At 51.0% G+C, this 18,449-nt stretch carries 14 protein-coding genes; 11 read left to right on the plus strand and 3 right to left on the minus strand.

Going from position 1 to position 18,449, the window contains the following annotated elements:
• The first annotated feature begins 122 nt into the window (after positions 1-122).
• Together JNUCC32_RS08025 and JNUCC32_RS08030 are read left to right on the plus strand one after the other, a co-directional pair.
• Complete coding sequence (locus JNUCC32_RS08025) at positions 123-1,364, plus strand: PTS sugar transporter subunit IIC (RefSeq protein WP_192571602.1); 1,242 nt, start codon at positions 123-125, stop codon at positions 1,362-1,364.
• 19 nt (positions 1,365-1,383) lie between these two features.
• The gene (locus JNUCC32_RS08030; RefSeq protein ID WP_096774585.1) at positions 1,384-3,660 is read left to right on the plus strand and encodes a beta-glucosidase family protein; all 2,277 of its coding nucleotides are present in this window, start codon (positions 1,384-1,386) and stop codon (positions 3,658-3,660) included.
• A 163-nt stretch (positions 3,661-3,823) separates the two neighbouring features.
• Here JNUCC32_RS08030 and JNUCC32_RS08035 read toward each other — a convergent pair whose 3' ends face one another.
• Together JNUCC32_RS08035 and JNUCC32_RS08040 are read right to left on the minus strand one after the other, a co-directional pair.
• Complete coding sequence (locus JNUCC32_RS08035) at positions 3,824-4,003, minus strand: H-type small acid-soluble spore protein (RefSeq protein ID WP_009592545.1); 180 nt, start codon at positions 4,001-4,003, stop codon at positions 3,824-3,826.
• An 11-nt stretch (positions 4,004-4,014) separates the two neighbouring features.
• Complete coding sequence (locus JNUCC32_RS08040; protein WP_228468896.1) at positions 4,015-4,185, minus strand: hypothetical protein; 171 nt, start codon at positions 4,183-4,185, stop codon at positions 4,015-4,017.
• Between the two features lie 147 nt (positions 4,186-4,332).
• Between JNUCC32_RS08040 and JNUCC32_RS08045 the strand changes: the two genes are divergently transcribed.
• Together JNUCC32_RS08045 and JNUCC32_RS08050 are read left to right on the plus strand one after the other, a co-directional pair.
• Positions 4,333-4,899 carry an RNA polymerase sigma factor gene (locus JNUCC32_RS08045; RefSeq protein ID WP_228468897.1) on the plus strand — a complete coding sequence of 189 codons (567 nt, stop codon included), beginning with the start codon at positions 4,333-4,335 and terminating at the stop codon, positions 4,897-4,899.
• Positions 4,892-6,196, plus strand: a complete 1,305-nt coding sequence (locus tag JNUCC32_RS08050) for a hypothetical protein (RefSeq protein WP_096774084.1) — start codon at positions 4,892-4,894, stop codon at positions 6,194-6,196. Before JNUCC32_RS08045 ends, JNUCC32_RS08050 begins: the two co-directional genes overlap by 8 nt.
• Before the next feature lie 192 nt (positions 6,197-6,388).
• Here JNUCC32_RS08050 and JNUCC32_RS08055 read toward each other — a convergent pair whose 3' ends face one another.
• Positions 6,389-7,990, minus strand: coding sequence for a hypothetical protein (locus JNUCC32_RS08055; RefSeq protein ID WP_192571603.1), 1,602 nt, complete (start codon positions 7,988-7,990; stop codon positions 6,389-6,391).
• Between the two features lie 131 nt (positions 7,991-8,121).
• On the opposite strand from JNUCC32_RS08055, the gene JNUCC32_RS08060 reads away from it, so the two are divergent.
• From JNUCC32_RS08060 to JNUCC32_RS08090, 7 genes are all read left to right on the plus strand, one after another.
• Positions 8,122-9,177, plus strand: coding sequence for a GntR family transcriptional regulator (locus JNUCC32_RS08060; RefSeq protein WP_192571604.1), 1,056 nt, complete (start codon positions 8,122-8,124; stop codon positions 9,175-9,177).
• 195 nt (positions 9,178-9,372) lie between these two features.
• On the plus strand, positions 9,373-10,449 hold the full coding sequence (locus JNUCC32_RS08065) for a GntR family transcriptional regulator (RefSeq protein ID WP_015735777.1): 1,077 nt from the start codon (positions 9,373-9,375) through the stop codon (positions 10,447-10,449).
• Between the two features lie 135 nt (positions 10,450-10,584).
• Entirely contained in the window at positions 10,585-11,970 is a 1,386-nt protein-coding gene (locus JNUCC32_RS08070) for an ABC transporter substrate-binding protein (RefSeq protein ID WP_192571605.1), read from the plus strand.
• A 93-nt stretch (positions 11,971-12,063) separates the two neighbouring features.
• Complete coding sequence (locus JNUCC32_RS08075; protein WP_015735775.1) at positions 12,064-12,957, plus strand: carbohydrate ABC transporter permease; 894 nt, start codon at positions 12,064-12,066, stop codon at positions 12,955-12,957.
• Positions 12,958-12,968: 11 nt separating this feature from the next.
• Complete coding sequence (locus JNUCC32_RS08080) at positions 12,969-13,805, plus strand: carbohydrate ABC transporter permease (RefSeq protein WP_192571606.1); 837 nt, start codon at positions 12,969-12,971, stop codon at positions 13,803-13,805.
• Positions 13,806-13,927: 122 nt separating this feature from the next.
• On the plus strand, positions 13,928-16,279 hold the full coding sequence (locus tag JNUCC32_RS08085) for a family 43 glycosylhydrolase (protein ID WP_192572620.1): 2,352 nt from the start codon (positions 13,928-13,930) through the stop codon (positions 16,277-16,279).
• 37 nt (positions 16,280-16,316) lie between these two features.
• Positions 16,317-18,083 carry a glycoside hydrolase family 2 protein gene (locus tag JNUCC32_RS08090; RefSeq protein WP_192571607.1) on the plus strand — a complete coding sequence of 589 codons (1,767 nt, stop codon included), beginning with the start codon at positions 16,317-16,319 and terminating at the stop codon, positions 18,081-18,083.
• Positions 18,084-18,449: the final 366 nt, after the last annotated feature.

Raw genomic sequence — 18,449 nt, forward strand, 5'->3', positions numbered from 1 at the left:
TCCAAAAACGAGAAATAAACAAAAAACGACCATAGACGAGGCAATATACAACGAGTAAGCGTTAACAATGAAATCTATACTATAGCTATGTCCACAACAGAAACACAGGAGGGAATAAACAGATGAAGCGTTTCATGAAATGGATGACGGAATCCTTTGCGCCAAGATTGGATGCGATTACAAATAACATTTGGATAGCATCGATTCAAGAAGCCATTATGGTTGCCATCCCAATGATCTTTATTGGTTCCATTATTACTTTGATTTCAATTTTGCAAGACTTCATTCCTGGAATGCCGGATTTAACGCCAATTACGACATTCAGCTTCGGTCTTCTCGGTTTGTTTATTGCATTCTTAACGCCGTATACGGTCATGGAGAAGAAGGAGAGACATAAAATCAAGCTGCTGGCGGGAATGACCGGCATATCCTTATTCCTCATGCTGCTTAATCCCGTCGTAAACGAGGACGGTACCGTTCAGTTCGTTCTGGAGCGTTTCGGTCCTGCGGGTATGGTAACGGCACTCATTGTAGGCGTCTTCATTGCCGTCATCATGAATGTCTGCGCTAAGTTCTCTTTTTTTAAAAAAGGGTCTTCCATGCCAGAGTTTATTATGGATTGGTTTGACTTCCTGGTACCGATTGCCGTGATCATGGGCATCGGCTGGGTTCTTGTATATCAGCTCCACTTTGATATCTTTGGACTGATTGTGAGCGTGTTTGAGCCTATTAATGCTATGGGGCAAAGCCTGATTGGGTTTGTTCTGTTCAACTTTATTGGAGTTGTATTGTATTCCTTCGGAGTCAGCCCATGGGTTCTGATGCCCATCTGGTATGCCATATGGATTCCGGCGATTGAGGAAAATGCCGCATTGGTGGCGCAGGGGCTGGATCCCGTCAACATTAATACCTTTGAAACATTCTTCTCCGGATGGCTTGGAATCGGAGGGATGGGCGCAACCTTGCCGCTTGTGATATGGTTCCTGTTTGCCAGATCCAAGAAGCTGAAAACCATTGGTAAAGCCACTTTGATTCCTTCTCTATTTAATATTAACGAGCCTGTTGTGTATGGAGCGCCGGTTGCTTTTAATCCGCTGTTGATGGTGCCTATGTGGATCAATGGTCTTATTACACCCATCATCGTCTACCTAGCTCTTGATATGGGGTTTGCACAAATTCCGAGTAAAATCTTCCAGCTGTGGTATACGCCGATCGGTGTGTCGACTTATCTCATGTCCGGATTCAATGGACTTATTCTGCTCGCCGTTGTCTTACTGATTGTGTTTGCCGTATGGTTTCCGTTTTTTAAACTGTACGATGCGCAGGAATTGAAGAAAGAGCGGGAGTACCAAGAAGAAGCTTGATATGAAAGGGTGGATACAAATGAATGCATCGATTAACGAATGGATAAAGGAAATGACACTTACTGAAAAAGCATCCCTCTGCGCGGGATTAAACATGTGGATGACCAAGGGGATCGAGAGACTCAACATTCCGCCGGTTCATATGTATGACGGAACGAATGGGATCCGCAAAACGAACAGTGACGATGAAATGGGGATTACGACTGAGAATGTTCCGGCAACATGTTATCCCACGGGCTCAGCTATCGGTTCTTCGTGGAACACGGAACTGCTGCGCGAAGTCGGGGAAGCACTCGGTAATGAATCCAAAGAGATGGGCGTAGAATTGCTGCTCGGCCCAGGGATCAACATGAAACGGACTCCGCTTGGGGGAAGAAATTTCGAATATTACTCCGAAGATCCTTGCCTGACAGGGGAACTGGGCGCTGCTTTCATTAATGGCCTCCAGAGCAAAGGAGTCGGGGCTTCACTTAAACACTTTGCTTGCAATAACCAAGAATTCGAGAAGATGGTGACGAGTTCAGAAGTAGACGAACGAACGCTGCGCGAAATTTATTTAAGCGCCTTTGAACGAATTATCAAAAAATCGGATCCTTGGACCGTCATGTGCTCCTATAATTTGCTTAATGGCTCGTATACCAGCGAGAATGAACACTTATTGCATGATATTTTGAGAGAAGAATGGGGATACGAGGGGGTCGTCATCTCGGACTGGACGGCCGTGAATGATCGGATTCGTGGGTTGAAAGCAGGACTTGATCTCGAAATGCCGGGACCTGCCGGCTATAACACGAAAGCGATTATCAAAGCCGTTGAGAGCGGAGTTCTTGCAGAAGAGCAGCTCGATAAAAGCGTTGCCCGTATTCTAAAACTCGTACAACGTGTAACCGGTATGGAAGAAGCTGTTCCGGCATCCCCTATGGAGTACCACAATCTTGCGAGAAAAGCTGCGGCAGAAAGCATTGTGCTGTTGAAGAATGAGAATGGCATCCTTCCGATCCAGGCAGAATCAACCCATTCCATTGCAGTGATCGGCCGTTTTGCCAAAAAACCTAGAATTCAAGGAGCCGGCAGCGCAAAAGTTACGCCTACGCGCGTTGATATTCCATTTGATGAAATGAAGCGGTTGGCTGGAGCTTCCGTTGAGTTGAGTTATGCCGAGGGCTATCCTGAAGATGACTCCGTTCATGAGGAAGTGATTAAGGAAAGTGTTGCATTGGCGGCAAAATCTGATGTTGCGGTTATCTTCGTTGGCCAGCCTGAATACGCAGAATCCGAGATGCGTGATTTGAAGGGCATTGATTTGCCGGAACAGCAGGTTCGGCTTATTCAGGCGATTGCAGCCGTACAACCGAAGTGCATTGTGGTGACCACCAGTGGTACAGCTTTGGCGATGCGTCCTTGGGTTCAGCATGTTCCCGCTGTCATTCACTCATGGCTTTCCGGACAAGGCATGGGTAAAGCGATTGCTGAAATCTTGTTTGGGGAGGTGAGTCCTTCCGGTAAACTGTCCGAGACGTTTCCGGTTAAGCTTTCAGACAATCCTTCACATATGAGGATTCGCGGTGAAAACGGCAAGCTGTATTATCGTGAAGGGCTGTTCATCGGCTATCGATACTACGATCGAAAGGAACTCGCTCCGCAGTTTCCGTTTGGCCATGGCTTATCCTACACTTCGTTTGCCTATAGGGATATGAAGACAACTCAAACAGAGACAGGGATCACGGTCTCTTTCTGGCTGGAGAATATCGGGAACCGAACAGGGAAAGAGGTCGTTCAGCTTTACGTGCATGACGAAGAATGCACCTGGACGCGTCCGGAGAAAGAATTGAAGGCATTTTCTAAAATCGAGTTGGCTCCTGGGGAGAAACAGCAGATTGTTTTTGAACTTGAAGAAAGAGACTTTGCTTATTACAACACCAAGTATAACCGCTGGGTAGCGGAGAGCGGTTATTTCCAAATTGCGCTTGGCAGCTCTTCTCGCGATATAAGAATTACGGAGCGATTGTATTGTGATTTTGGAAAGGAAGAAGTATCATTTCATAAATTCAGCCTGATTAGCGATTGGATTAGCGATCCAGTCGCGAAATCAGTATTGGAAGAATGCCTCGATGAGATGAACCAGCATGTCGTTGAAAAGATTTACCTCAATGATGAATTCGTCGGATTTTGGGAAGATGGTCCACTCATTAAAATATTGCAAATGTATGGTCAAACCTGGTTGGGTGACCGGTCGCCTGATGAAATTATTGAAGAACTTATAAGAAGAGTTTATGAGCGACGCATCAACGTATAAGACTAGATAATATTCCTTATTATAGCTTGGGACCAGAACAGGTTCCAAGCTTTTTGATGCCTATAAGAAAGTCGTTTTAGAAATAAAAAATCCCATCCACTGAATCTGGATGGGATTTTTTTTTGAAGGTTTGAATGGGCTGTAGAAGCTTATATCTTCTATCTTACGGATGCTCCGTGAGACTGGATAAAGGGACGGTCATTTCCTGCTCCGAGTTGCCGATCGGATAAACCCGAGCGGTTTCATCCTCATTCACATGTTGGATATAGATGGGGGTATCCTGATAAGTTACATGTTTCATAATGGCCGATTCCGAAATTTCAATCGCTCGTTGTTTATTCATGACAATTCTCCTTATTCCGAAAGGTCATTCAATGGATCAGCCTGCCGGTTAACGGCTTTTTTAATTTCCCGGTCCAATTTCGGCGTTCCTTGAATTTCTTCGGCAGCCTCCATTTGATGATTGAGCTGCTGCTCGACTTGTCCGATCCCATGTGCTTCCTGTTGTTGTTTGCTCTTTGCCAAAATGATCCCTCCATGTGATGATATATCCATTGTAAAAAGCTGCATTACTACAATGCACCAATATGTATGAACCTATGCAAATTTATATAATTTCGGGAACTTTCATCGACCCTAAGGAGTCTGTTTTGGTGAGGGGGGAGAACTGCTTTGAAGGAAATGCAGATGCAGCATTCCGCGGAGCTGAAAACTTCGGACATTCGGATGCTTATGGAATCCTACGGGGAGGACGTCTGGAACTATGCTTTCGTCATAACTAGAAACACGCACACGGCAGATGATGTCGCGCAGGATGTGTTTATTAAAGCCTATCAACATTTTGCTTCCTTTCGGGGGGAGGCTTCCGTCAAGACCTGGCTTTTGAAAATCACGCGCAACACCGCGCTTTCCTATCTGAAGCGAGCGTTCCTGCGCAGAGTGGTGCTGATGGGCGAGCAACCTCCCGGCACCGGGCAGAAGGGGACGATACGGACCCCGATTTCGCCATCAGCCGAAGCGGAATATTTGGAACGGGCAGAGGCCGATGAATTGTGGAAGCAGGTACTGAAGCTGCCAGCTAAATTTCGAGATCCGCTCGTGCTTAGTCTGCATCATCAGCTATCCATAGATGAAATATCCGCCATTACAGGCCTTTCGCCAGGCACGGTAAAGTCCAGAATTTTCAGGGCCAAACAGAAGGTGGCCGCCGCATGGAAAGGAGCGATCGAGGATGAATGATTGGAGACCGGATTGGAATCGAAGGCTGGCTGATCCGCCATTTAAGAACCAGCGTTTCCGGACGGACATGATGGAGGCCGTGGAGGAACGTCTTCAGGCTGTTGAAAAGAAACGATTCCGCAGGGACTGGATCCGAACTATCGGTGCCTTTGTTCCCGTAGTGCTGCTCTTGTTCGGGGTTGGAATCTGGTTCGGTTACCAGTCTGTACCCAACGCTAATCCGGTAAGCCCAGGTCCGGTTGTACCTAAGGGCGGGACGTTCCAATCCGGCTTCGTATCCGGGTCAGGAGGCGATTTCGATTGGTGGAACCTTGCGGACCGTGAAGTCTCGCAGGAGAGTGACCGTACGATCGTGACGCTGGCAACAGCGCTTTTAAAGCGGGAGATTGGCATCTGGGGCGGCCCGACGCCGGACATCTGGGAGCATCCCGAGGTTAAATGGCCGCTTGAACGCTATGATGTGTCCAGTCCCTGGGTTTATGAAATATACGTAAACGAGATTACGACAGATGCTGAACAAACGGTATACAAGCTCCGTCTGCTGCTCCGGGATTCGATCCCGATGGTATATGAGGAAACGATAGATGTAACGATTCGTAATGATACCCACCGAATCTCGCAAATCCAACTAATAAGCACTGACGAAAAGGGAACACCACGGGACGATTTCGAGGCTGGAGACGATCAAGGAACAACCGTTACTTTAAAGGAAGATGCAGCCTTGGATCTGAAGATTACGGGTACTCTGTTCAAGGAGGCAGGAACCATTCGTTCGATCAATGTTCAATATGGCGACAGTGAACGAACCTTCGCAGATTGGAGCAGCGTGAGTAACGAATCCTATTATCCGGAAACCGCGATACTGTCCCCAGGCAGCAGCGGGAAGGAGAAGGATATACTGGCAATCGTTTTGACAACCGGTTACGGAACAGGGATGCGCGAATCCGCATTGAAACTTCTTACCGACGATCTCATCGAAGTGATGGCAGCCGACCCGGTCCTTGCGTCACAATCCAGACTAAGCTACCATATGACGGCGGAAGACGGGAAAAGGATATTTCAACTTACGTTGAGCGGCGTAACCCGCAGCTTTGAATACAAAGAGGAGGACGCCGGTTTTTGGCTGGACCAGCCCGCACTTGGCAGCATTGTCAGGTATTCCGTGGAAGAAAACACCCTCTATGCTTCGGTGCCGATCCAGGTATCGCCGGGCAACTTTCCGGCAGAGGTCCGGCTGCGCTACGAATACGACGGGAACACGTTTCTTGTGGCGGAGGCAACATTAGAGGAGATTTAAGAGGGGCGTGAAGTGCGGGAACCATCATGATTATCAGACTGACTGGAAAAAGAGGAAACTAAAAAGCCGCTTAGAGCGGCTTTTTAGTTTTCATTATTCGCTTTCATGGATTTATTAGCTGGCGTGTCCCTTTACGACAGTCTGCCAATGTTTGTTTGACCCGGATGGGATTCGGCAGAGAGCTGACTTCATTCAGTTACGAAAAAACTCAACCTGATCGATATCTGCCCACTGGGAAGAGGAGGAGTTCGACACGTAAAACCCGATCGTTGCCTTGCCCGCCGTCACTTGGATATTCGAGATCGTGACAGGCGTCCACGCCGTCGTGACCGGGCAGCCCGTTTGGCGCATCCCGCCGCCATAGTCCTTCACTTCCATGACGCAGCTGTTCTGGCCTCCGCTGCTACGCATGCGGGCCCTCATCGTATACGTACCGTTATCGAGACCGGTAATGGTCTGGCCGACGTAGGCGGTTGCAGGCCCGCTCGTGCCCGCAAGTCCAACAAAGTAAGAGCCTTCCGCCGCGGGAAGCCCGACGCCGTCATTGGCTCCGTGAATCAGGATGCGGTTCGGGTAATCGTCGCCGTACGTGGTCCAGCCAGCTACGTTCGCCGTTTCAAATCCGGGATTGTTAACGAGATTCGTCTGCGAAGGAGTAACGGTATAGCCAAAGCGCAGATAGATTCCGCTAACCGGATCAGTCGCGCTCGTCACGGCTGCGACGCGGGTCGAATCGACGGTCATCAGGGAGTTCCAATTGGAAGACTTCGTATCGGATACCGGAAAAACGTTGGTTTTGTACTGCCATGTCGCACCGTTGTCGGAACTGATCATGGTAAACATCGAAGTGTAGGGATCCCCTGTATTGGCGCTGCTCTCATCGGTTTGGAATGCGGCCATCAGACGGCCGTCGGGAAGTGTTACGACAAAAGGAGCGCCGGCTTTTTTGCCGTTGCCGACCGGCACGTACAGCGTTTGGCGCGGAACCGACCAATTCAAGCCGTCCGGGGATATTTTATATTTAATGACAAAAGGGTGGCCTGCGACGTCCGACGCTTCGAATACGGTCATATAACGGCCGTCTTGCATCCGCGTGATGACCGGCATGCCATCGCGAGAACCGGCGGCAACGCCGTCGCTGACCGTAATCCGGCTGCCCCAGCCGCTTCCGTTCCACGTTTTCATGTACAAATTTTGCCGCCCGGTCGTACCTACCGTCGCCGGACTGTCATCTGCATAAAGGACGGCTATCGTGCCGTTAATCATTTCCAAATGCGGCTCCCACAGACCTTTAAAACTGGAGGCGGTTGAACTTCCGATCAAGCCGCCAGGCAAATCGCTCCAAGTATACCCGCCGTCGACGCTCCGCCGGACGTTTAGCTGGATATCATAGGTCGAGCCGCTCTGCACGACACGACGGTAGGCTAACCAAATTTCTCCGCTCGGCAGCCTCATCATCTGTCCGTTCCCAACATTTCCCGCGCTGCTTGAGACGGCCGTAGCCGGATTGCTCCATGTGTAGCCGCCGTCCTGCGTCCGGGAAACCACGATGCGGGTGTTCCCTCCGCCGGCGTTGGTGTCAAACGATACGAGCCATTCGCTCGGCGTTAGTTTGAGCAGCCGAGGATACCATACGCCGCCTGAAGGCGGCGTATAGACAGCAATCTTCTGCGAAGCCCATGCCATACCGGATGAGGCAGCATGAGCCGGCGACAACGGAAATGACGTTAAAGCAAGCGCAAGCATCACGATAAAGGCAAGCGGTCTCTTCCAAAAGCGTTTGTTCCGTTCCATAAGCAACAATCCTTCCAATCCAGATTAGAAAGCGCTTTCTAAAATGGATTGTATCGCAGTTAGTATAAATTAAGATATACTAAATATATATTATTTTTCAGTTTGGACAGTCGTAAAAAGCGAGGTATGACATGGAGCATCCGTTATATAAACAAATACAGAACGATATACGGCGCAGTATTCAGAGCGGCGAGCTTCCGGCAGGTGCCTTGGTACCGTCGGAGAAGGAGCTGGCTCAGCGGTACGGCGTAAGTCAGATCACATCCAAAAATGCGCTCAACGGTTTGGTGGAGGAAGGCTTTCTGGTGCGTTACCGGGGAAAAGGCACCTTTGTTAGGGAGCAGGGCTCTTCGGAAGGACCGCAGCCCCGGACGGATACGAAAAAAACGATTGCGATCATATTGCCAACGATGAAAACCAAGATCGATCAGCAGCTGCTGGACGGCTTGGAACGCTACTGCGCGGAAAGAGAATACGATCTGTTGATCCGTATTTCACGCGAATCGCAGGAGGAAGAATCCCGGGCGATCGAGCAGTTCCGGGAACGGGGAGTCGATGGCTTTTTGATATTTCCGGTCGAGCAGGAAAGCTACAATAACGCAATTTTGCGTTTGTCGCTTGATCAGGTCCCCCTGGTGCTGGTCGACCGTTTTTTGAAGGAGATCCGGACCTATAGCGTCAGCTCCGATAATTACGAGGGCGTACGCGAAGCCATATCCGGTTTGCTTGCGGAGGGGCACAGGCGCATTGCCTTCCTGTCTCCGGAGATTACGAATTCGGTTACGGACGAAAGAGCCAAAGGCTTCGAAGCCGCATTTCTGGAGCAGGGCTTGCCGATAGACAAAAGGCTATGGTGCTTGCTGGATTTGGTTACGATTCAGGAGGGACACGGACCGCAGGAGGTCCTCCGTTTTTTGCAGGGCTGCAGTGATGTAACCGCGGTCTTTTGCGTGAATGCGGAGCTGGCCCGCTATGCCCATTACGCCATGCGGGAAATTTGGCCGGCGACGGAGAGCAAACCGCAGCTCGCCGCCTTTGACGATCCGGATATTGAAGGCATTCCTTATATCCGGCAGCAACCGGATGAAGTATCCCGGCGTGCCGTCGATCTGCTGTCGGAACAGCTGGCCGGTAAGCACGAGCCTCGAAGGGAGGTCGTCCCGGTCCAATGGATTTGGCCGGAATGATCCGTTCATCAAGGATACTGGCTTGATACACAGGAGAAATATCATCGTGAAAACGGTCTGAACTTCGTTCAGCCGTTTTTTTCGTATATTTTGAGGCAAATCACTGGTTTGTTCAGTTTTATATTTACATTTCGAAAGTTATATTATAATAATATACTAAATATACTATTTACAATATAAAGGTTGTGATGCGCGTTGAAATCGTTGCCGCTATATAAAAAAATTCAGGAAGACATCAAGCGGCTGATCGCCATCGGCAAGCTGCGGGAAGGGGACCGGGTCCCTTCCGAGAAGGAACTGTCTGAACGTTACCGCGTCAGTCAAATTACAAGCAAAAACGCGCTGGTCGGACTCATGGAGGAAGGTTTGCTCGTCCGGATCCAGGGCAAGGGTACCTTCGTGATGAGCAGGCCGGAGAACGCTTCCGCACTCGATCAGTTAGGCGAATGGACGGCAGGTCCGGGCAGAAGCGGACGGATCGGACTCGTACTGCCCACGATGAAAACGAAAGTGGACCAGCGATTTTTGGACAACATCGAGAAATATGCCACCGCCGCCGGCTTTGAGCTGATGCTGAGAATTACGCGAGAATCCCAGGTCGAGGAGTCCAAGGTCATCTCGTCCTTCTTGAACCAGGGGGTGGACGGCATCATCATTTTTCCGGTTGAAAACGAGACATACAACGATTCGATTTTAAGGCTGTCGCTGGACCGCTTCCCTTTTGTCCTGATCGACCGTTTTTTGAAGGAAATCAAGACGTACAGCGTAAGCTCGGACAACGTCAACGGGACAAAGGAAGCCGTGGAGTATTTAATTAACAATGGCCATTCGTCGATCGCGTTCATCTCACCGGAGATTACGAATACCGTGACGGACGAGAGAGCCCAAGGGTTCGAGCAGGCTTTTCTGGAACGCGGGATGTCGATCGACAAAAGCTTATGGTGCCTAATCCCGTTAGAGGAGATCGCCTCGGGCAACTCCGTCGATAAAATCAGGGAGTTTTTAGACGGCAATCCCGAAATTACCGGCATCGTTACGGCCAATACGGAGCTATGCCGAAGTGCATATAAAGCGGCGGTTGCATCCCGTAAGCGCGTACCGGAGGATCTGGAGCTGATTACGTTCGATCCGCCGGATCTGCCGCACGTGCCGTTTATCCGTCAAAATGAAGAGGAAATGTGCCGCCTGACCGTCGAGCTGCTGATCGAGCAAATTGAAGGAGCCTTTGAGGCAAGAAGGATTATGGTGCCGGTCATGCTGGTAAACGAATGAAAGGTTCGTCCGTGAAGCCACTGAAAACCACTAATTTTATAATAAATATAGTATATAAAATTATAATAATATAAGTTATTATGATTCCGTAAAGCGCTTACAACCAAATCATTTGTTAAAGAAGAGGGGGATCGCATGAAAACGAAAAGCAAATTTGCAGGTATGTTGATGCTGCTGCTGGTGTTTGCGCTATCCGCTTGCAGCGGGGGCAGCAACGGAACAAACGAAGGGACTGCTACAAGCAACCCGGACGCGTCGAAGCCAGGTCAGGAAGCGTCCACCGGTACGGACCAGAAGGAACCCGTCACGATTGAGTTTATGGGCCACGGCAATCCGAACGAAAAAAAGATTTTCGAAAAGCTGATCGCTTCCTTTGAGGAGAAGTATCCGCACGTCACCGTTAAATACACTTCGGTGCCGCCGGGCGAATACTCGCAGAAGATGACAACGCTGATCAGTTCAGGCAAAGTGCCGGACGTATTCTATGTCGGCGGTCCGGAGTTTTACCGTTTCGCCGAAGCCGGCACCCTTCTCAACATCCAGTCATACCTGGATCAGACGTCATTGTTTAATCCCGATAACGTATGGAAGCAGGCCATGGACCGCTATCGTTTTGACGGCAGCAAGGTCGGGGCGGGCGATTTGTACGGCCTGCCGAAGGACGTAGGTCCGTGGGCTTTTGTCTACAATAAAGATTTGTTTGACAAAGCGAATGTGCCGTATCCTTCGGCCAAAGCCGGGGAATGGACCTGGGACGACATGCTGGAAGCTGCCCAGAAGCTGACGGTCGACAACAACGGAGACGGAAAGGCTGAACAGTATGGTGTAGGCGCTTACAGTCTGGAATCGGCGGTTTGGGGCAACGGCGGCGAATTCATCGATTACGCCACCGGCACGGTAAAGGTCAACGAGCCCGCATTCTACGAGGCGATGCAATTTGTTGCCGACCTGAATCTGAAGTATAAGGTCAGCCCGAATCAGGAAGCCGAACAAGCGATGAATGCGTATACGCGCTTCATTAACGGACAGCTAGGCATGTTTGCGATGGGTCCGTGGGATCAGCCGGCATTTTGGGAGCTGCCTTTCGATTGGGATATTGCGGCATGGCCTGCAAGCCCGAACACGGGACAAACGGCGACCTGGCTCGGCTCAATGGGATTTGCCGTATCGGCAAAATCCAAGCACCCGCAGGAAGCGTTCGATTTGGCCGCCTTCTTATCGCTGGATGAGCAAGGCCAGCGCGAAAACTACCAGCTCGGCCAGGCGGTTCCCAACCTGATCAACATGGCCGAAGGCGAATTTAAGGAAATGGACAAAGGACCGCAGACGCGCCAAGTCTTTCTGGACATTATCCAAGATTACGGACGACCAAACGTTATAGCTTTCTCCAAGGATACGCAATGGATGGATACGTTCAATCAGAACGCGAGTAAAGTGTGGAACGGCGAGATGTCGGCCAAAGACTTTACGGCCCAAATCCAGCCGAAGATGCAGGAACTCTACGACAAAGGCAATAAATAATGAAGCAGGCGGGGCGCCAGCCATGGATATCGGCGCCTCCCGCCGTATCAAGACGTCCTGATCAATCGAATACTGGCGAAGGTGGAATGGAATATGGGTACCAAGCTTGGCGGGTATCGCAGAAGAGAACTGGCATGGTTGTATCTGTTCGTCGCTCCGCCGGTTCTCGGGTTTCTTTTGTTCGGCCTTGTGCCGATCTTGTTCTCCATATATATCAGCTTTCACAAATGGGATATGCTATCCGATCCGCAGTGGGCGGGACTCGCCAACTATAAGGATCTTATGGGCGACGAGAAAGTGTACAAATCAATGTACAATACGATTTATTTAATGATCGGCATTCCGATCGGCATGGTGCTTTCGATGCTGCTGGCCATCCTGATGAACCGTAAATTCGCCGGCATCTCGTTCATGCGCACGATCTATTATCTTCCGGTCATTTCGCCGGTCATCGCCGTATCGCTGTTGTGGCAGTGGATATTAAATCAGGATTACGGCTTGCTCAACAATTTTCTGTGGGAAACGTTCGGCATTGCCGGCCCTAACTGGCTGGGTAAGCCGGAGTGGGTGAAGCCTTCGTTAATCCTGATCGGGCTTTGGAGCGGCATCGGCGGCAACATGGTGCTGTACCTTGCAGGTCTGCAATCCATTTCCTCGACGTATTATGAAGCCGCGGAAATCGACGGCGCTGGCGCATGGCACAAGCTGACGCGGATTACCATCCCGCTGCTCACGCCTATTCATTTTTTCGTCGTGGTCATGGGAATCATCGGGGCGTTCCAGTCGTTCAGCCAAATTTACGTGCTGGCGGTAGACGGCGGGCCTGAATACAGCGGGGCCACGGTGGTCTATTATATTTTCCAGCATGCGTTCCAGTACTTTAACATGGGTTATGCAAGCGCGGTTGCCTGGGTGCTGGGCATTCTCATCTTTGTTGTCACGCTTATACAATTCAAGCTTTCCAATCGCTGGGTTTACCAAGACTAGGGGGGAAATCTGTGAAACGGGAAAAAATGACGGACCTCTGGTCGCTGCTGCTGCTGCTTTTCGGATCGATCTTTATGGTCGCTCCGTTCATCTGGACCATCTCGACTTCGTTGAAGGATCGGCGAAACGTATTCGAAATTCCTCCGCAATGGATTCCCGAACCGATTACGTTCGGCAACTATGCGAAGGTTTGGCTGGAGTCGCCTTTGCTGCATGGATTCATGAACAGCTTGATCATCGTGGTGATCGTCCTGACCATAGGAATGCTGGTATCCGCAATGTCGGCCTATGCATTCGGCAAATTCGAATTCCCTTACAAAGGCATGCTCTTCATGGGCTTGCTCGGAACGATGATGATTCCGTATTCGGTGGTAATGATACCGCAGTATATCGGGTTTTCCAGGCTGGATTGGGTAGACACCTTGCTGCCGCTCATCGTACCCGGCCTGTTCGGCAACATCGTCGTCATCTTTTTTATACGCCAATATTTGCAGAGCGCGATGCCGACCGAATTGATCGAAGCGGCGAAGATCGACGGCTGCAGCTTTCCGGGCATCTTCTTCAAAATCGCGCTGCCGATCATGAAGCCGGCGCTCGCTGCCCAAGCCGCTCTCGGCTTTATGGGCATCTGGAACGATTTCCTCGGCCCGCTGATTTACCTGCATACGCCCGAGAAGCAAACGATTCAAGTGCTGATCGCTTCCATGCAGGCGATGTACATCGGCCAGTCGGATTATCCGATGATCATGGCCGCAGCCATCATTTCCATGGTGCCGGTGATCATCGTGTTCTTTTTCTGCCAAAGATACTTTATCGAATCGATGGCAATCAGCGGAATCAAGGGGTGAGGCGCATGGGGATAAGAATGCCGCGCCTGTCAAAAATCGCATGTTGTATCGGAGCGTTAGGTTTAGCGGCCGGATTGGCATTGTCGGGATGCGATACAACCACGAAACCGGAGGCGGTCGATATGGAAATATACAATGAAATGTATGCCAATCCCTTTCAGTCGTTGGAGGAAGAATGGGAGGATTACGGCAATGGGGATCCGTATGTGCTGCGGCATGACGGCCGCTATTATCTGTATGTAAGCACTAAGGATCATCGGACGGGAATCAAGGCTTGGATATCGGACAATCTGGTCGATTGGAGCTATGCGGGGCTTGTGACGGAAGATCCTGTATCGACCGGAGCCTATGCCCCCGAAGTGATTTACTCGAACGGGTGGTTTTATCTATACACTTCTCCGGCGGGAAGGGGACATTACGTGTTCCGAAGCGAATCGCCGACAGGCCCGTTCGAAAGAATCTCCGAGAATGTCGGAATGAGCATCGACGGCTCGGTCTTTATCGACGATGACGGCTCCTGGCTGTTTACCCATGCTGGATCGTCGGGCATTGTCGGCGTTCCGATGGACGGACCCGCCGAATTCGGCGTCGGTCAGACGATTCCCGGGCCCTATTTGGGGCATTGGACGGAAGGGTCCATGATCATCAAGCGGAACGGTACCTATTACATGACATATACCGGGAATCATGTATTCAGCAAAGGCTACCGCATTCATTATGCCGTATCGCATGATTCGCCGCTCGGTCCGTACAGCATTCCGGCCAACAATCCGCTCGTCATCAGCACTAAGCCGGACTTTTACGGGCTTGGCCACAGCTCGACGGTGATGGGGCCCGATCTGGATTCTTATTATCTCGTCTATCATAACTTGACGGGAAGATCCCAGGAAGGCCCGCCTGTCCGTCGCATGAACATCGACCGGCTGGTATTCAACGGAGACAAGATGGAGATTCTGGGTCCTACGAATTACGATCAGCCTATCCCGAGAGGGCCGGTCTTTGCCGATCGGCTGGACGCAGACGCCATCGATGAGAGCCGGTGGGAGTCGGAGAAATCGGAAGGAGGCGCTCGAATCATCACCAAGGAGAGCACGGATCGCATCTATACGGCGGAATATAATTTGGTGCCGTCAAAGACGCGGGTCGCCGCATTGTTTGCCTATGAGGAGACCAACCGTTTCGGGTTCGCAGAAATCGAACCGGAACTAAACCGACTATCCTTGGGCAGGATGGAGGATGGCAACCGTAAAGTGCTCGCCACCGCGGAGCTTCCGGAAGATACGGATTGGTCGAAGCTGCACACGATTCGTATTGAACGAGGGAACGAGCGGCTTCGGGTTTACCTGGACGGCGTAGTGAAGCTGGATGAATCTTCGGAAACGTTCGGACCTGGCCGTATCGGGTATCGGTACGATAACGGCGTACCGGGATTGTCGTATACCGCATTCTCGAATCAAGCCGACGGCAGCAGTGACTTCGAAACGGCCAAGCCGCTTCCCGGCAGCATGGAAGCCGTGCATTATCTTAGCGGCGAAGGCAGGGGGTATGCGGTTCGTCAACCGTCGGAAACCGCCGCATGGCGTCATTCGGACGGAACGGCGATCCGGCAGGCGGAGGATGGCAGCTATTCGGCTGCGCTTAGGGAAAAAGGCGATTGGCTGCGTTATGCAGTAAACGTTTCGGAATCGGGCACCTATGCGCTGGACTTGTCGGTCAAGGCTGACGCGGGGCCGGCAGCCTTTAAGCTGCTCGTGGACGATCAAAAAGCCGGAAGCTATAAAATCGACGGCAGCCATGACGCCAGCAGCGAACCCTGGGTAAAAATTCGGGTAGGATCCCTAAAGCTCGAAAAGGGATTACATAGCCTCGCCATTCAATTGGACTATGGGCAGCTGGAGTGGAAAACGATGGAATTCGAGCTGGTCGATGATCAAGCATTCAAGATCGAACGTTTATTGGAACAAGCAAGTTCCGAGGATGTTCACGGCCGTTGGAACGAAACCGCCGGAAGTTATGCCGGGGCAGCCGATGCCGATGCCAAGATGTATGGAGGCAGCCGCCTTTGGTCCGACTACCGCATCCGGACGACCGTAACGCTGGGCGATGATCCGTCCGGTCAAGCGGGCGTACTCTTCCGGGTGACAAACGAGTCGGATTTCAGGGATCAAGTGAGCGATTCGCTGATGGGATATTTCCTCGCGGTCACCGCCACGAAACTGGAACTGTACAAACATAATTACGATTCCGAGCTGCTTCAAAGCATCAAAGTTGAGCTGGAACGGAACAAGCCCGTCAGCTTGCGCATCGAAGCAGTTCACGGGACGATCCGCGTCTTCGTCGAGGATGGAGAAGAGCCTGTCCTGACGTATGACGATCCCCAGGCCTTCATGCAGGGGAGGGTCGGCATTCGATCGGTTCATGCTGAACAGATCGGGCTTGGCGATTTAACGGTGGAATCCATAGGAACCAAATAGAAACGATAAACTAACAGAAGATGGAGAGTGGAACATAATGTCTAGCTCGCACAAATATATAAAGGACTATCCCAGACCGCAATTGGTACGCGAGGAATGGGTAAATCTGAACGGGGAATGGGATTTTCGCTTCGACGATGCTCTAGAAGGAGAAAGCGCCAAGTGGTACGAACGCCTTCAAGCTGACCGTAAAATCACGGTGCCTTTTGCGTACGAGACCAAAGCAAGCGGCATCGCGGATGAAACATTTCATCCTTGCGTATGGTATGAACGTAGTGTAGCCGTACCTGCCGAGGCAGAAGGCAAAAGGATCATTTTACATTTTCAAGCGGTCGATTACGCGGCGACCCTGTGGGTCAACGGCAGCAAAATCGGCGTGCATGAAGGCGGATACGCAGCCTTTGCCTTCGATATTACGGAAGCAGTCGAGTTTGGACGCGAGAACAGGATTACCGTTCAAGTCGTGGACGGCAACAGCTGTACGCAGCCGCGCGGCAAGCAGCGATGGATGAAGGACAACTTCGGGTGCTGGTACGTGCAGACGACCGGAATATGGCAAACCGTGTGGATGGAATACGTGAATCCGATTCACATCAGCCGGGTGAAGATAACGCCGGAACTGGAACGCGGGTCGGCGAATTTCGGCTATGAACTGGGCAATGCCGCGCACGGCTACGACGGGTTAACCCTCCAGACCATCATCCGGTTTGACGGGAAGCTGATCCGTTCGACGGAAACGAGCGTGGAACGCGGAACGGTAACGGTCGATGTGAGCGTCGTAAACGAAGCCGTGGGCGAATGGAAAGTCAAGCCGTGGCATCCGAACCATCCGAATTTATACGACGTCGAGATGATTCTGAAGCAAAATGGAAAGCCGATCGACACCGCCTATTCTTATTTCGGCATGCGGAGCATTCGGATCGCAGGGGATCAAATTATCTTGAACCATACGCCGATTTATCAGCGTTTGCTGTTGGATCAAGGATACTGGAGCGATACGCATTTGACCCCTCCGTCGGAGGAAGCGCTGCTGGAAGACATCGACAAAACGATTGCGCTCGGCTTTAACGGCGTGCGCAAGCATCAGAAGCTGGAGGATCCCCGTTATTTATATTGGTGTGACCGCAAAGGATTGTTGGTATGGTCGGAAATGCCGTCGACTTACGAATTCGGAGACGATGCGGTCGAGCGGTTCACGCAAGAGTGGATGGACGTCGTCCGGCAGCATTACAACCATCCTTCCATCATCACCTGGGTACCGTTCAACGAGTCTTGGGGAATTTCCGATATAGCGACCAACCGCAAGCAGCAGCAATTTACGGAATCGATCTATCATCTGACCAAGGCTTTCGACCAGATGAGGCCGGTGATCGTGAACGACGGCTGGGAGCATACGGTTTCGGATATCATTACGCTCCATGATTATGAAGAAATCGGCGCTATGCTGGAAGAGCGGTATCGGGACAAGGATGCGCTGTTAGGCAACAAAATCGCGCATAATACACACCGTTATCCATTCGCGCAGGGATATGGCTATCGGGGCCAGCCCGTCATCATCAGCGAATACGGCGGCATCGCTTTTACAAGCGAAGAGGGCTGGGGTTACGGCAATCAGGTTCGCAGCGAGGACGAATTCTTGAAGCGGTACGAAGGAATCACACAAGCGATCAAGAATTTGCCTTATGTGTGCGGTTTCTGTTATACGCAAATTACGGACGTGCAGCAGGAAGTGAACGGCTTGCTGACGGAAGACCGTAAACCGAAAGTAAACGTGGAAGCGATCCGAGGCATCAATCTGGCATAATCGTAGCCGGAGACGTATTCTCGCTTAATCGCGCATGATTGAAAAAACTCACCCAAGGGTGAGTTTTTTTGTTGCGAGTACAAAGAAAATACATACCCATCGTTTGGATGCCTAACCGTAAACTCAATCGATCATGCAGACATAATCCGCCGTACAAGAGAAGGTTGGAACGGGACATTTTTTGCAGTTTTCCTGCCAAACAAGAAATGACCGATAAACTCCTGTTCTTACCTTGCGGATCTGTCAGGTATAGGGGACCTCGGGCTGGATATCGCCCCATGCCGGATCGGACATATTTTTCCTAACGTGCTCATGCAAGAATTGTCCCTGTTCTGCTGCCCTCAGCTTCATTATGGTAGACATACA

Source organism: Paenibacillus sp. JNUCC32, assembly GCF_014863545.1.
GTDB classification, from domain to species: Bacteria; Bacillota; Bacilli; order Paenibacillales; family Paenibacillaceae; genus Paenibacillus_AQ; species Paenibacillus_AQ lautus_A.